At 37.8% G+C, this 15,247-nt stretch carries 15 protein-coding genes; 4 read left to right on the forward strand and 11 right to left on the reverse strand.

Annotation, left to right across the window (positions count from 1 at the left end):
• Positions 1-58: 58 nt before the first annotated feature.
• Positions 59-1,420 carry an FAD-binding oxidoreductase gene (locus F1560_RS02225; protein WP_149473034.1) on the reverse strand — a complete coding sequence of 454 codons (1,362 nt, stop codon included), beginning with the start codon at positions 1,418-1,420 and terminating at the stop codon, positions 59-61.
• A gap of 399 nt (positions 1,421-1,819) precedes the next feature.
• Positions 1,820-2,536, reverse strand: a complete 717-nt coding sequence (locus F1560_RS02230; protein WP_149473035.1) for an HAD family hydrolase — start codon at positions 2,534-2,536, stop codon at positions 1,820-1,822.
• Between the two features lie 160 nt (positions 2,537-2,696).
• Between F1560_RS02230 and F1560_RS02235 the strand changes: the two genes are divergently transcribed.
• Entirely contained in the window at positions 2,697-2,996 is a 300-nt protein-coding gene (locus tag F1560_RS02235; protein ID WP_149473036.1) for a PepSY domain-containing protein, read from the forward strand.
• A gap of 444 nt (positions 2,997-3,440) precedes the next feature.
• On the opposite strand, the gene F1560_RS02240 is transcribed toward F1560_RS02235, so the two are convergent.
• The 9 genes from F1560_RS02240 to F1560_RS02280 all read right to left on the reverse strand — a co-directional run bounded on the left by F1560_RS02240 (position 3,441) and on the right by F1560_RS02280 (position 12,318).
• A complete protein-coding gene (locus F1560_RS02240) occupies positions 3,441-4,490 on the reverse strand; it encodes an Ldh family oxidoreductase (RefSeq protein WP_149473037.1) in 1,050 nt (349 codons plus the stop codon).
• Positions 4,487-5,374, reverse strand: coding sequence for an NAD(P)-dependent oxidoreductase (locus tag F1560_RS02245; RefSeq protein WP_149473038.1), 888 nt, complete (start codon positions 5,372-5,374; stop codon positions 4,487-4,489). Before F1560_RS02245 ends, F1560_RS02240 begins: the two co-directional genes overlap by 4 nt.
• Before the next feature lie 15 nt (positions 5,375-5,389).
• A complete protein-coding gene (locus tag F1560_RS02250) occupies positions 5,390-6,067 on the reverse strand; it encodes an RraA family protein (RefSeq protein WP_149473039.1) in 678 nt (225 codons plus the stop codon).
• Positions 6,068-6,079: 12 nt separating this feature from the next.
• Positions 6,080-7,564: a tripartite tricarboxylate transporter permease gene (locus F1560_RS02255; RefSeq protein ID WP_149473040.1), complete on the reverse strand. Its 1,485-nt coding sequence runs from the start codon at positions 7,562-7,564 to the stop codon at positions 6,080-6,082.
• Between the two features lie 37 nt (positions 7,565-7,601).
• Positions 7,602-8,042 carry a tripartite tricarboxylate transporter TctB family protein gene (locus F1560_RS02260; protein ID WP_149473041.1) on the reverse strand — a complete coding sequence of 147 codons (441 nt, stop codon included), beginning with the start codon at positions 8,040-8,042 and terminating at the stop codon, positions 7,602-7,604.
• 24 nt (positions 8,043-8,066) lie between these two features.
• Entirely contained in the window at positions 8,067-9,065 is a 999-nt protein-coding gene (locus F1560_RS02265; RefSeq protein WP_149473042.1) for a Bug family tripartite tricarboxylate transporter substrate binding protein, read from the reverse strand.
• Between the two features lie 87 nt (positions 9,066-9,152).
• Positions 9,153-10,100 (reverse strand): hydroxymethylglutaryl-CoA lyase, encoded by a 948-nt coding sequence (locus tag F1560_RS02270; protein WP_149473043.1) that lies wholly within the window; start codon positions 10,098-10,100, stop codon positions 9,153-9,155.
• A 3-nt stretch (positions 10,101-10,103) separates the two neighbouring features.
• Positions 10,104-11,309 (reverse strand): CaiB/BaiF CoA transferase family protein, encoded by a 1,206-nt coding sequence (locus tag F1560_RS02275; RefSeq protein ID WP_149473044.1) that lies wholly within the window; start codon positions 11,307-11,309, stop codon positions 10,104-10,106.
• Between the two features lie 265 nt (positions 11,310-11,574).
• Positions 11,575-12,318 carry an IclR family transcriptional regulator gene (locus tag F1560_RS02280; RefSeq protein ID WP_149473045.1) on the reverse strand — a complete coding sequence of 248 codons (744 nt, stop codon included), beginning with the start codon at positions 12,316-12,318 and terminating at the stop codon, positions 11,575-11,577.
• 418 nt (positions 12,319-12,736) lie between these two features.
• On the opposite strand from F1560_RS02280, the gene F1560_RS02285 reads away from it, so the two are divergent.
• Genes F1560_RS02285 through F1560_RS02295 form a run of 3 tightly spaced genes read left to right on the forward strand, consistent with a single transcriptional unit; the run spans position 12,737 to position 15,237 of the window.
• Positions 12,737-13,516, forward strand: coding sequence for an ABC transporter permease subunit (locus F1560_RS02285; protein ID WP_149473046.1), 780 nt, complete (start codon positions 12,737-12,739; stop codon positions 13,514-13,516).
• Between the two features lie 27 nt (positions 13,517-13,543).
• On the forward strand, positions 13,544-14,239 hold the full coding sequence (locus F1560_RS02290) for an ABC transporter ATP-binding protein (protein ID WP_246811900.1): 696 nt from the start codon (positions 13,544-13,546) through the stop codon (positions 14,237-14,239).
• A 2-nt stretch (positions 14,240-14,241) separates the two neighbouring features.
• Positions 14,242-15,237: an aliphatic sulfonate ABC transporter substrate-binding protein gene (locus F1560_RS02295; protein ID WP_149473048.1), complete on the forward strand. Its 996-nt coding sequence runs from the start codon at positions 14,242-14,244 to the stop codon at positions 15,235-15,237.
• Positions 15,238-15,247: the final 10 nt, after the last annotated feature.

Consider the following 15,247-nt stretch of genomic DNA (forward strand, 5'->3'; position numbering starts at 1 on the left):
AGTATAAGCGTTTACAACAGGTAAATCAATGGGTTTATTGAATCAAAAACTTCCTATATTAAAATAACTTCCCCGGATTTAATCGGGTATCTGGATCAATCGCATTTTTAATTTTACGCATCAAATCCAATTCCACAGGATTACACATTTTTTCTAAATAAGGTTTCTTTATAATACCTATTCCATGTTCAGCTGAGGGTAATCCACCCAATTCATTAACTTTTTTATAAAGATCATCTAATAAAGCTTGTCTTCTTACCTGCCAAGTTGCTTCATCTAAACCTTCCTTCATTAAAACAGTATGGATATTTCCATCCCCCGCATGCCCAAAATTGATTACTTTCAAGCCATGCTTTGTTTGTAATTCTTTTGTGTAATCAATCATCTCACTAAATTTATTAATCGGCACAACTTCATCTAGCATTTCATATTCTGTAAACTGCATAAGCGCAACCAATATATTATCCCGAAGTAACCAAGCCTTTTCCTCTTCTTCTTGGGTAAATAAAGGAATAATTTCTACTGCTTGACCTTTTAAAATACTTTCCACAGTATCAATCTTACGTGTTACTGTCTCCTCTTCATTACTATCGATTGTCATTAAGACATATGCTTCGCCCTTTTGACTTTGTAATAAAACCTTTGTATATTTTTCACTATATTCTATCGTGCCTCTTTCAAATAATTCTAATGCTGTTGGCTCGATGCCATTTTGAAGAATAGCTAATACACCATTGGTCGCATCTTTTAATGTATGAAAAGCCAATAGAACCGATTGTTTATATTTTGGCAGCGGCAACACTTTTAATTTAATTTTCGTTGTTATCCCTAATGTCCCCTCTGAACCTATAAATAGGTTCTTCAAATCGTATCCAGAACTGCTTTTTATGTTTAAACTTCCCAGTGTAACCTTTTCTCCTTCTGGCAAGACGACTTCCAACTCACGAACGTAGTCTCTCGTTGTACCATATTTAACTGCACGCATACCGCCTGCGTTTGTAGCAATATTACCTCCAATAGTAGAGTTTTTTGAACCCGGATCTGGTGGGTAAAAATATCCTTTACTTTCAACAAATACCTGAATTTCATTTAACTTAACCCCTGGTTCTACAGTTAATGTCATCGTCTCTTCATCTAATGCTAGAATGCGATTCATTTGATGAACATCAATAATTAATTCTCCCCCGCTTATTGGAACTTGAGAGCCTGCTACACCCGTACCAGCTCCACGAGCAATTATTGGGATGTTTTCTTTATTAGCAAACTTGACTAAGTCGATTACTTCTTGTGTTGTATTGGGGAGCGCAACCGCATGTACAGTAGCAACTTCTTTATAAGAGAAATCCGTTTTGTATACTTCAGGTACGTCTTTTTCTAGAAAAAGACGTTCTTTATCAGTTATGATATCTCGCAATTGCATTTAAATCCTCCTCTTCAATCTATAGACTTCTAGATTAATTTCTCAGATTACAATATACTAAATTTCGTATATTTATAGTGTAAACGTTTTAATTTTGTTTTGCAAGTGCAAAGGGCTTTAATTACATCCATTAAGAAATGGACAGAGTTATGGTAAATTCCTCAACATATTTTAGTTGAACAATCGGAAAAGGAAATAGCTTAAAACAAACACAGCTGGAACAAAAAACTATTCAGTTAAACTAATAAGCGTGGTCCTTTCACCATAAATTGATGAAAGGACCACGCTTATTTTTGTATTCTCTATTTTAATTATGCTTAACAAAAAAAGGCTCCCTTTTCCACTAGATTTAGAATTAGGAAGCGTTTATAGGATTTAGCATTTCAAAAAAGATTCATGCTATTTAACAACAAGCAATTCATCTGAAAACAAGTCTAATAATTCTTTTGCGCTATATACTACCTTGTCCGGTTGAACACTATTTTCAGGCATGTCTCGCTTTCGATGGTTCATCCACACAGCATGCCAGCCCGCTTGCTTTGCACCAACAATATCATTTGCAAATGAATCCCCAATATAAATCGTTTTACTCTTTTCCAAACCAAGTTTATTCTCAAGAACAGTGAACGCTTCTTTGGATGGCTTCGCATGGCCAATTGCACCTGAGATAAACAAATTATCTTCTGGGAACCATCTATCTAGCTTTAATTGGTTAATTTTCATAGATTGATGCCCCTCTGCCCCATTTGTTAAGACAGCAAGTTGCTTATTATTTGCTACAAGGAGATCCAACAGCTCGATAACTTCATCAAATAAAGCGATCTTTTGCTGTTCAGCAACATAGGCTTCTTGAAAATCTATTGCTTGTTGTTCCGTCATTGCAATACCAATCTCCGTACATGCATCCTTAATACGGCGGATATGCATTTCCTGAACAGTTATTTTCCCTGCTACTTGATCGTCGAATAACGCATCGCTGTGTTTGCGGCTTATGATATAAAAATTATTTAATTCCTCATCGGTAAAAGGTACATCAATCATTTTCTTACATGTATTTTTAAATGATGCTGCTTGATCGTACAATGTATCATCCACATCAAAAATAATCGTATCCATCCTATCACCCTCCTCTTCTATCATACTATACTTTATGAAACAGGAGAAGCACTGGAAAGGTTCTAATATAGGCTTCTTCATTATTTTAATGGGACACTAACACAGAGTCAGGACATATGCATAAAATGTGACTGAATGAATTCAAAAGGGAGAATGATATATGTATCGCAACTGGAATTATCCGAATCCATATAGCCAATCACAACCACAATGGCAAAATCAAGGATGGAACGATCAAGTAAATTACAATCAAGAGCCACAGTATCATCGACAAATCACAATTCAGGAAGCAATAGATATTGCACTTGCACAAGTACCTGGCCAGGCTGTAAAGGCAGAATTAGACACAAAACAAGGCATAAGAGTATACGAGGTGGATATTGTAACAGCACAAGGTGTGAAATATGAAGTAGCAGTAAATATGAACACTGGAGAAATAGTAGATATAGAAATAGATTAATCGGTGGTGAATGAGGAATAGAGGTGTGCTCTTTTCCTCATTTTATAAAACAGCAATGAGTGATCAACTTTTTCTTATAAACACCCAACACAACGTTCTTCTTAAAAATCACTTTGATTTAAACTTCAAGTATTAAATCTTATTGCATTCATATCAAATTACATAAGACAAAAGCCAGGGTATGGAAGTAATTCGTCTATTAGGCGCTATTTTACTGTCAAGGTTAACCCTTTTATTACCCTCTATGAAACACCCACATTTTGTATTAAAAAACTGACTCTATCCAGCAATTACTGTCTAGAGTCAGTTTTAATAAAGTATATTTTACGTTTATAATCTTATGATTCCAATTCTATATTGGACACTAAAGGAATATCTTCAAAAATAACCAGTAATAAATAATACGTTTCATCACTCAAAATCAGCATATAAATCTACTAATCCTTATACGAAACTTGGTATTATCCCGTATAAACTTGCAACCTCTTCAAGTTCGTCTACAACTGCCGCTGAAAGGGGAATGCCTTCCTTTTCTCTTTTCTCCTTCTGTATAAATTCGAGCTCTCCCGGTAAGTAAATACGTTCAATTCCTTCAATGCGAGGATTTGCTTTTACCTCTTCTATCATCTGTGACATTCTTGTTTTGAATGTATCCATGTCTGTAAAAAGATCAGCTTTGAAGACAAGAAAATACTGTCCAACATCTTGCTGCTCATTTAAATATAAACTACCGAGATGCGGACCGAAGCTTGCACCTGTCAGAATGCTAGATAGTACCTCTACAAAAAACGCCAGACCATACCCTTTTGGTCCTCCGACTGGTAAAACAGTTCCACCGTCTAAAGCAACATTTGGGTCATCGGTCGGTTCTCCATCTTTTGACACAGCCCACCCAATTGGGATTTTCATATTATTTTTCTGCGCTAGACGAATTTTCCCTCGAGCAACAACACTTGTTGCCATATCGAAAACAATCGGATATTCTTCGCGAGTAGGAATTCCATATGCAAACGGGTTGGTCCCAAAAAATGCTTCTTTCCCTCCCCAAGGTGCTATACTAGATGGGGAATTTGTTACCGCCAGAGCAACACAATCATGATCCGCAGCATATTTTACATAATCAGCCAGCATACCGCAATGATTTGATTGACGGATACCAACCATACCTATTCCTGTCTTTTCTGCTTTTTCAACAGCAATTCGAATTCCTTCAGTCGCAAGTAGAATTCCCATATGATTTTTACCATCTAGTAGACAACTAGAAGCATACTCATTATGAACGGTATAATGATTACCTACATTAATCATCCCCGTTCGAACCCTGTCCATATATGTTTTCATACGACTAACACCGTGAGAGTCAATTCCTCTTAGATTTGCTAAGACAAGATGATCAGCAAGCGTTTTTGAATCTTCTTCCTCGAACCCTGCATTCAAAAAGATGTTATGAATTAGACGTTGCAGAACGTCATGTTGAACTCGTACAGCAGTCATCTTATCACCCTCTTTTTTTCTTCCATCTTATCAACAACAATTTGCCAGTTTTTTGGACGTTCACTATTAAATGCTTCACGTAGACCAAAATTAGTAATGTAATTCAACTTTTCCTTCGTTACAGTTGCCATTTTTGCATCTAGACCAAGATTTTCTAATAACTGAACAGATCCTTCGATTTCAAATGCACGTCGCTCAGAATGAATGGACGTTCCGGTTACTAATTGATCGACTGTTTTATCAAATGGAGTAGATTCAATCGTTTCTTTTAAAGATTCAATTACTTCGTCTTCTACTCGAAGTGCACGTGCAGCTTCTAATACTTCTACAAGCAATGATGCTGTTCCCTTCATATAAATACTTCTTAATAGTTTAATAGCTGAAGCATCCCCTGCCTGCTCGCCTACCAGTTTAATATTCATGTTCAAAGGATCGTATCCCTCTTTAAAACGATATGCACCACTTCCACTGGCAAGCATAAGCACTTTATGTCCGTGTACCGTTAAAGGTCCTAGCATAGCAGCATCAACAAATTGTCCACCCATTGAGGTAACGATTTCATCTACTTTCTTTTTTATATCTGGACGCGCAGCAGACACATCAATATACAAATGAGCTTCGTTCAAATTACTACGAACACCGTCGCAAACATCCAATGTATATTGGGCAGGTACAGCAACAAAAACTGTATCTACTTTTCGCAAGACTTCACTTGGGGTGTCAACAATTTGCACTTCTGCTTCCTCCGCACGATTCTTAATTTGTTTACTAAGTGTTGAATCATGCAGCATAGGATCAAACGCAACTATTCCACTAACTCCTTCTTCCGTTAAACCTTTGGCTAATTCAAAACCAGCTTCTCCAAATCCAATAAAACCTAACATCTAAAAACCCCTATCTCATAATGCCTTTATTTTTTCAGCTAACCAAGCAGGTTCAATTCCTTTTCCATTATCATTGTCTCCTTCTTTATAAGCAGCAATCTCCTGCAATCGTAATTGCTCATATGCGTGTTTTTCTTCCGCCTTTTCAAATACGGATTCTATTTCATGCCTTGGAACAACTACCACCCCGTCTGCATCGCCAACAACTAGATCCCCAGGCTGAACCGATATACCACCACATGACACTGGAATATTATAATTACCTGGACCATCTTTATATGGGCCATTTGGGACGAACCCCTTAGAATAAATTGGAAAGTCAAGTTTTTCGAGATCAATTCGGTCTCTAACCAATCCATCTATCACAATCCCTTCGAGCCCAATAGCTTTTGCTGCCCCTGCCATTAACTCTCCAAGATAAGCATTTTTCGTATGTCCTTTACCATCAGCAATCAATACGTACCCTGGTTGCCCTTGGTAAATAGCTTGATGTAAATATAAATTATCTCCTGGTTTCATAGATACCGTCACAGCAGTACCTACCATTATTAAGTCCTTGTTTACCGGTTGAATTTCATACGACATCGTATTGGCACCATTCATTGCATCGGCTAACAAGGAACTATTTAATTTCTTTGCACGTTCCGTAATTTCTGTTGACAATAATTGTGGAGTTTCTCTCCATTGAGTCATATCATCCACTCCTTATATTTTTTTCTTAACTCTTCTTAAATTCGGCAGTACAATAGATAGAAGCGATAACAGTAGTAAAGCAAGAACAACTGGATTCCCCAAAAACACCATCCAACTTCCATTGGAAATCGTTAATGCCATACGAAAGTTCTCTTCTAATAAATTTCCTAGGACAAATGCGAGTATAAAAGGTGCCGCTGGGAATCGTAAGCTCTTCATCACATAACCAAGAACACCAAAAAACAGTAATAAATAAAGGTCAAATGTACTGAAACTAATAACGTAAACACCCATCATACATAAAGTTAAAACAAGTGAGATAAGAAGAGGCCGTGGGATCTTCAACACCTTAGCAATATAGGGTATAAGTGGAAGATTTAATATAAGCAACATAATATTCCCTATATACATACTTGCAATAACACCCCAGAATAATGAGGGTTCTTCAGATACAAGCAATGGACCTGGTTGAACCCCTAGCACTAGTAATGCACCTAACAAAACTGCAGTAGTTCCTGATCCTGGAATTCCCAAACTTAACAACGGAACAAAAGAACCTGTAGAGGCTGCATTAGTTGATGTTTCAGGAGCTGCTAACCCTTTTAAAGATCCCTTACCGAACTCCTCGGGATTTTTAGATAAACGTTTCTCTGTTACATAACTCATAAAGGAAGCAATTGTTGCACCAGCACCAGGAAGAATTCCAATGATGAAACCTAGAACGGAATGACGTGACATTGGTCCGCTAATTTCCTTAAAGTCTTTTTTCGAAAGACGAATCGATCCAATATTCGATATTTTTTCAAAAGAACGATCTCTACGGTTTATAATTAAGTACGTTACTTCTGCAAGTGCGAATAATCCAAGAGCAATTACGAGGAAGTCGATCCCCTCTAGAAAATTTACATTGCCAAATGTAAATCTACTTGTTCCTGTTTGGGAATCAATCCCAATTGTAACAGCCATAAAGCCAAGTACCGCCGAAATAAAAGCTCTTATCGATGACCCTTCAGACAAACTTGAAATCGCTGTCATTCCAAGCAACATCAATGCAAAATATTCAGCGGGACCAAATGAAACCGCTAGCCCCGCGAGAATTGGAGCAAAAAGCATGAGGAAAATTGCAGCAACTGTTCCCCCCACAAAAGATGCAATGGCCGCAATAGCTAATGCTTTCCCAGCTTCTCCCCGTTGTGCTAACGGATAGCCATCAAATGTAGTTGCCACAGTACTTGCAGCTCCTGGGGTATTTAATAAAATCGAAGAAGTAGAGCTTCCAAAAATAGAACCATAATAAACCCCCGCCATCATAACCAATGCAAACGTTGCATCCATTCCATATGTGATTGGTATCATAACTGCAATCGCTGTAATTGGACCGAGCCCAGGCATAATCCCAATTACTGTACCAATTAAAACCCCAATAGCAACAAACAGCATACCTTCTAAACTAAAAGCCACTTGAAATCCCTCTATTATTCCATTAAAACTATTCACTTTTTTGCACCTCCATCATCTGTTATTTATGAATTCATTAGAAAGGCAGTACACCTGCTGGTAGAGAAATCATTAGATAGCGTGTAAATAAGAGATAAAAAGTAATCGGAAATAACAATGATACGATACTATTAACTATGTTATTTCGATAACCAAGCAGAAACGAACAAATAAAAATAAACAAAGCAGTTGAAATCACAAATCCCAATGGCTCTAAAAATACAATATATAATAAGATTAGAGCAACAACGATTCCTATAATTTTTAAATCCTCTCTTGCAATAAATACTCGGGCGTCTTCTTCTTCCTTGTTAAAAAATAAAAGTACTGAAAGAACAAGTAAAAAACCACCGAGTATGAGCGGAAACCCATCCGCATCTATTAAAATATAATCGTATTTTGGTAAAAGGATACTTGCGATGATATAAGCAACCGCTAAAAGAAATAATGGGATACTTATCTTTTGATTTATAGTCATACAAATTTCCCCTTTTTTGTTAAATTAATTTAGAAGCCCGAGCTCTTCCATGATTTTACTGTTTGACTCCACTTCCTGACGAATGAACTCTGTATACTCCTCGCTGCCCATAAACATCTCTTCCCAACCGAATTGATCTCGAATTGCTGCAAATTGATCTGATTCACTCACTTGTCGCATTACATCTTCATAATAAGCCACTTGCGCTTCCGTCATTCCTCCCGGTCCATATACACCTCGCCAATTAATAAAAACTGTGTCATATCCTTGCTCGACAGCAGTTGGAAATTGAGAAACAGAATCTGCTTCAAGCCGCTCTTCCGATAGCACTGCGAGAATTTTAATTTCTCCGGCTCGATACTGCTCGACAACTCCACTACCAAGTTTAGAAGATAACACGTCTACTGTTCCATTTAGCAAGATCGGCAACCCACCACTTGATTGATCGGTCACATAACTAATGTCCTCTAGTTGTATCCCAGCTTCCATAGCAAGTGAGATAAACTGCACATGATCAAATCCGCCTGGTGTGTTTCCACCAGCTACCGTGAATTTTTCTGGATTCTCCTTAAAATCGTCCATTAATTCTGTTAAACTATCCCATGGTGCATCTTCTCTTACCGCGATAATTCCATAATCAGCAGCTAAGTTAGCAATCGGAGTCATATCATCCCAACTGTACTGCGAATTTCCAGCTAACATGGAAAAAACCATTGTTGTCGAGGTCGTGAAAATAGTATGAGGATCTTGGATTTTCTGAATATACGCCCATCCAACTGCTCCAGTTCCTCCAGGCTTATTAATAACACCAATACTTTGTTCCATAAACTCCTGTTCCATAATGACATTCGAAATAACTCGAGCAAAGGTATCCCAACCTCCTCCAGCTCTCGCTGGGGCGACCATTTCAATCGGGCGTTTTGGCTTCCATTCCTTATCTTCATTAGATACTGTTGATGCTGTTTGACTACATGCTGTTAACAGAATAAACATTGAAACTATTAATATAAAAATTTTTCTCATAGATTCAATCTCCTATCTCTTCAAATTATTTAAGGAGGAAATTAATAACACACTTTTATAAAACGCTTACACAACAAACGAAATGAGTTATCCTAACTTTTCTTGCCCTTTTGGTTTTTGATGAAGATCCTTATTCTGACCCGCCTTTAGAACAAAACTTCCACCATCATGTCCAATTGTCTCTACGACTCCCCTAGCTACTTTTAGTAATTCATCTACATTGATACCCGTTTTAATATCCATTTCATGTAGTCCATGTACCAAATCTTCTGTTGCAATATTCCCTGCAGCATTTGGCGCATAAGGGCAGCCTCCCAAACCTGCTACTGAACTATCTAATGAAAGTACTCCTTCTGATAACCCCGCAATAGCATTCGCGAACGCCATCCCTCGCGTATTGTGGAGATGCAAAGAGAATTCGAACTTCGGGAAAGCTGCCCTTAAATTCCGGAGAACTTTCGAGACTTGTAATGGATTACCCATTCCTGTCGTATCCGCAAGTGATACTTTGCGAATTCCCATTTCCTGATAACGCTCGATTAAGGCGTTCAGTCGCTCAAGCGAAACCTCTCCCTCATATGGGCAGCCAAATGCAACCGTTAAAGAACCACTGTATTCTACATGATGTTTTTCCGCTAGATCAATAATCGGAAGTAACTTCTCCTGTGCTTCTGCTACAGTACAATTTGAATTATTTAAAGAATGCGAGTCTGTTGAAGAAAGCAGAAGTTTTAAATCTTGAATTCCAGCTTCAATGGCACGTTCTGCACCTTTCACATTCGGAACCAATGCTCGAAACGATACTTCACCTAAATCCATGACTCCCTTTACCACTTTCTCTGCGTCTTTTAATTGAGGTATTGCCTTAGGATGAACAAACGCCGTTGCTTCAATGTGCTTAATACCTGTTTGAGCAAGACCATGAATGATGCGAACCTTTTCTTCAGTAGGAATCCATTTCTTTTCCATTTGGAAACCATCTCGAGGTAAAACCTCCCAAATCGTCACTTGTGCCGGTAAGCTTCGTTCTCCCATAAATTAAATAACTCCTTTCTTTATCAAACGAGTTATTTCCTCATCTGATATACCTAGTTGTTCTCGATAAATATAGTCATTTTGCTCCCCTAAGTCTGGAGCACGATGCCTGATTCTCCCTGGTGTTTTCGAGAATTTCGGTACAACACCTGGGATTTTTATCGAACCCAAGCGGGGATGATCAATATCAACAATGTTCTCTCTTGCGGCATAATGAGCATCATTGAAGATATCCTTGATGCTAAAAATAGGTGAAATAGGTACCCCATATTGATCAAGAAGCTCGACAAGCTCTTCTTTTTCTTTTCCTCTGAAGAACGCCGTTACGATTTCTTGAAGATGATGATCATTTTCCATCCGTTCAACATTTGTTAAAAAACGAGGGTCTTCAATCATTTCCTCGTGGCCTATCGCTTGTGCAAGTCGCTCCCATGTTCTTTGTGTGCTACATACCATCACAACCCAATGATCATCTTTAGTTCGATATGTCCCAGCAGGACTCGAATGTCCATGTAACATTGGAGAACGTTCACGTACCTTTCCAAGTTGATCATATTCAGCAACAAGGAATTCCATCATACGAAAGACTGCTTCATATAATCCCATCTCCACAACTTGCCCTTCTGAATCTTCGTTTGTTGCACGCTCATAGAGTGCACTTACCGTACCAAAAGCCATAAAAATTCCAGAAATATAGTCCATCAAAGAAAAAGAAGGGCTTACTGGATGACGGTCTTCAAACCCCTGAAGATAGGTATATCCAGAGAAAGCGGTTGCAGGAGTGCCGAAACCAGCTTTAGTAGCATATGGACCAGTTTGGCCATATCCGGATTGCCTTGTCATTACCAATCGCGGGTTCACTTCCTTTAAAATTTCATAACTAAGACCCCACTTCTCCATTGTTCCAGGTCTAAAATTTTCAATCAAAATATCTGCATCTTTGACTAGACTTTTAAATATTTCTTGCCCCTCTTGCTGTCGAATATCTAAAGTCACTGATTGCTTGTTCCGTGACATTCCTGGCCATCGCAAAGGTTCTCTCTCTTTATAAGGTCCCAACCCTCGTAACGGGTCCCCTTTTACCGGAAGTTCAACTTTGATAACTTCTGCCCCTAAATCTCCCAACAAGCTAGCTGCAAACGGGGCTGCTAATACCGTAGAAGCATCGATGACTCGAATTCCAGACAATGGTCCGTTTGAATTTTTCATAGAATCCCCCTTTTGTTCCTTTTAGTGGTTTTGAATACCGTTTATCGGAACTTTTTTTCTTATATTAACACAGATATAAAAAGAAATCAAAAAAAAGTGAATCGATTGACGATTCACTTTCCGATGAGATAACAATGTATTATAAATAGCAATATGTATTTTTCCACTCTAAAACGGCAAAATTCCACGTACAGCTAAAATTTCAGGTTCCTCCTATATGGCACTACTTTAAATGATTCCACGCTTATTTTCCGTTCCATTTAATTTATTTTCGAAACCCAATTTCTTCTGATAGTTGTTTTGCATCTTGCCATAATCTTTCTTGCCACGATTCTATCACTTCATTAACAAAACGATTGCTCGGTCCAGATACCCCTAATGAATAACGTACTTCCCCAGACATGTTAAAAACAGCTGAAGATATTGCGTTTACGCCTATATTACGCTCGTCAAAACTGATTGATTGATTCGTTTTTCTTATATTTTCAAGATCTTTTAATAGCTTTTCTTTATTTCCTGTTCCGGCTACAATTTGATCAATGAATGTTGGTTCTTGAAATGCAAGTAAAGCCTTTCCTGTTGCTCCAATCATCAAATCAAGTCTAGTTCCAACACTTACATTATGTGTAACCAGCTGTGGACTAACGAAACGTTTGATGCAAACTCGTTTATTCTGCTCAATTTTATATAACGTAATTGATTCTTGCGTGTCCTCTTGCAACTTTTTCATAATTGGAGTTGCAACCTGAATAATGTCCGTGCCCTGTTCAGCAACCTGTCCAAGTATATAGACATTATGTCCTAACTTATAGTTAAAATTATATTCATTTCGCTCAACCATCCCTGTATTCACAAGTGTTTCTATCAACCTGGCAGTAGTCGATTTTGGAAGGTCACTTTTTCTCATTAATTCCGTTAATGATAGTTCCGGTTCCTCAATAGTAAAACAATTTAACAAGCGTATAGCACGATGAACCGTTTGCAATCCTTTCACGGACTCTTTAGACATCTTACACACCCCATTTTATGTAACAATCTACTCTATAGTATAGCAAAAATAACTTGCATTCACACTTTCAGCCTTGTACCTGAATTGTAGTATTCCATATCGCTTCCTAGCATACAAGTAAAACTTTGACATCATTCATTGCTACAATCACTACTATTCTCTCAATTTTGTTCCAATTAATGTACCTTAGGAGTAACTTTCTAATACGATTGTTGTGGCAATATCATAAATAACAAAATTCCAAGCGCTGTTCTTAACACCTTAATACTGTAAAGAAGAAGTTGGACAAGTCTTGTTTCTATATTATTAATGAAAATAATCTGAAATAATAGTATTCTAATCTTTACAAAACCGATAGGGATTAATATAATTAAATTATCCTAATATAAATTTTTATTTTTTCGAAGTGGGTGACAAGTTGAATAGGAACACAGGGTGGTATAACAATCGGTTCTTTCCGTGGGTGTTACCAATTGTTTTTGTTGTGCTTTGGCAAGTGCTCGGCCAATACAATATTATTACTTCCACATTACTACCTACTCCATTGGAAGTTGTACAAGCAGCAATTCGATTATTTAACACAGAGGAATTACAGGAACATGTTTTCATTAGTACACAACGCGCGTTAATCGGGTTTTTCATCGGGGGAATAATTGGCTTTGTTCTCGGACTTTTTAACGGCACCATTTTATTTTCCGAAAAATTGACGGATACGACCATTCAAATGGTGCGTACGATTCCCCATTTGGCGTTAATTCCTCTCGTAATTTTATGGTTCGGAATTGGCGAAAGTGCAAAAGTATTTCTAGTTGCAGTAGGGGTAATGTTTCCGATTTACATAAATACATTTAATGGTATTAAAAATGTTGATCGCAAGTTAATTGAGATGGGTTCTGTTTATGGTTTGTCAAGATGGAGGTTATTTACGAACATTATCCTTCCGGGATCCTTACCTTCAATTTTGGTCGGTATTCGCTATGCGCTTGGAGTAATGTGGATGTCGCTGATCGTCGCAGAAACAATTGGCGCAGATTCAGGGATTGGTTTTATGGCAACTAGCGCTCGTGAATTCATGCAAATGGACATCGTCGTTCTAACGATTGTACTTTACGCAATCTTAGGTAAGTTATCCGATGTTATTGCGAAGTTGTTTGAACAACGTTTATTAAAATGGAACGCTGCCTTCAACAAAAAGTAGCAATCGGAATTAGATTGAGGTGATATGATGTTTAATATTGAACTAAAGGATGTAGGGAAAAGCTATGGCGATAATGAAGTATTACGTGGCATCGACTTGTCGATTGAACAAGGTAGTTTTACCGCTATCGTCGGGCGCAGTGGTTGTGGAAAAAGTACCCTTTTACGCATTATCGCCAAATTAGAGGAGGTCTCAAAAGGGACGTTATTGTTTACTGGTGAGGAAACGAAAGAGCCAAAAATTCGTATTATGTTCCAAGATGATCGCCTCCTTCCGTGGAAAAATAATTTAAATAATATTGCTCTTGGATCGGTTAATCAAATGTTAGCAAAAGAATCACTTGAAAAAGTAGGACTGATTGATAAGCAAAGTGATTGGCCAGATCAATTATCAGGCGGACAAAAACAACGTATTGCTCTTGCCCGTGCGTTAGCAAGTAATCCCGATATTTTATTATTTGACGAACCGCTCGGTGCACTTGATGCGCTTACGCGTATGGAAATGCAGAAGTTAATAGAAGGACTATGGGAACAGCAGCAATTCACTTCCCTTCTTGTTACCCATGACGTAACGGAAGCAGTACATTTAGCCGATCGTGTCATTGTCATTGACAAAGGGGTTATCCAATTAGATGAAGAAATCGATTTGCCAAGACCCCGTGTTCGTAATGAAAAATTTACCTACTATGAGAAAAAAATACTAAATCAAATTTTAGGGGGATAAATATGAAAAAGTTAATATCACTTCTAGTAACAGCACTATTTGTATTAGCTGCCTGTGGTAGTGGCAGTGACTCAAGTGCTGACGCAACAAATAGCGATACAAGTGAAAATGAAGTCATTACAATCGGCTATCAAAAAGGTAACACAATAAATATTTTAAAAGAGCATGGTAATTTAGATGAAGCATTAAATGAAGCTGGTTATACGATTGAATGGAAAGTATTTACTACTGGTACCGTTTTATTAGAAGCCTTAAACACAAATAATATTGACTTTGGTCATGCATCAGATGGTAACGCAGTATTCATGCAATCTGGCGGTCATCAGTTAAACTATCTCGCTTCTGAAGCACCTTATCCAGAAGGTGTTGCATTGGTTACTAAAGTAGATTCAGATATTGAAACTGTAGAGGATTTTAAAGGCAAAAAAATCGGGGTAACTAGAGGTGGTAACCAACACTATTTATTATTAGTAGCATTAGAAGAAGCGGGTATTTCCTTAGATGAAGTAGATATTAAGTTTTATAAAGATGCTGCAGAAGGTTTAGCAGCATTTACGAAAGACGAGTTTGATGTTTACGGTACATGGGATCCATACTTGGCGATTGTAGAGAACACAGTTGAAACACGTACAATTCTGAATGGTACAGATCTGACTGAAAACCGTACATTCTATTTCGGGACAGAAGAATTATTATCAAAAAAACCAGAAGTTGTGAAAATAATTTTGGAAGAGTTACAAAATGCTGACCGATGGGCCAATGAAAATAAAACAGAGGTTGCTGAAATTTTGGCCGCTGAATTAGGTCTAGACATAGCTCCACTCCAACAAGCAAACGATCGTCGTACGTTCGGCGTTGAAAAAATCGATGAGGAAATTATTGCTAGTCAACAACAATTAGCAGATACGTTCCTTGCAGCAGAACTACTTGAAACTGAAATCAGTATTGAAGAAGCCGTTAACATCGATGAAGCACTTATTCCAAGTAACTTAGAATAATATTGGGGGA

It is taken from the genome of Oceanobacillus polygoni, assembly GCF_008304605.1.
Classification (GTDB): Bacteria; Bacillota; Bacilli; order Bacillales; family Amphibacillaceae; genus Oceanobacillus; species Oceanobacillus polygoni.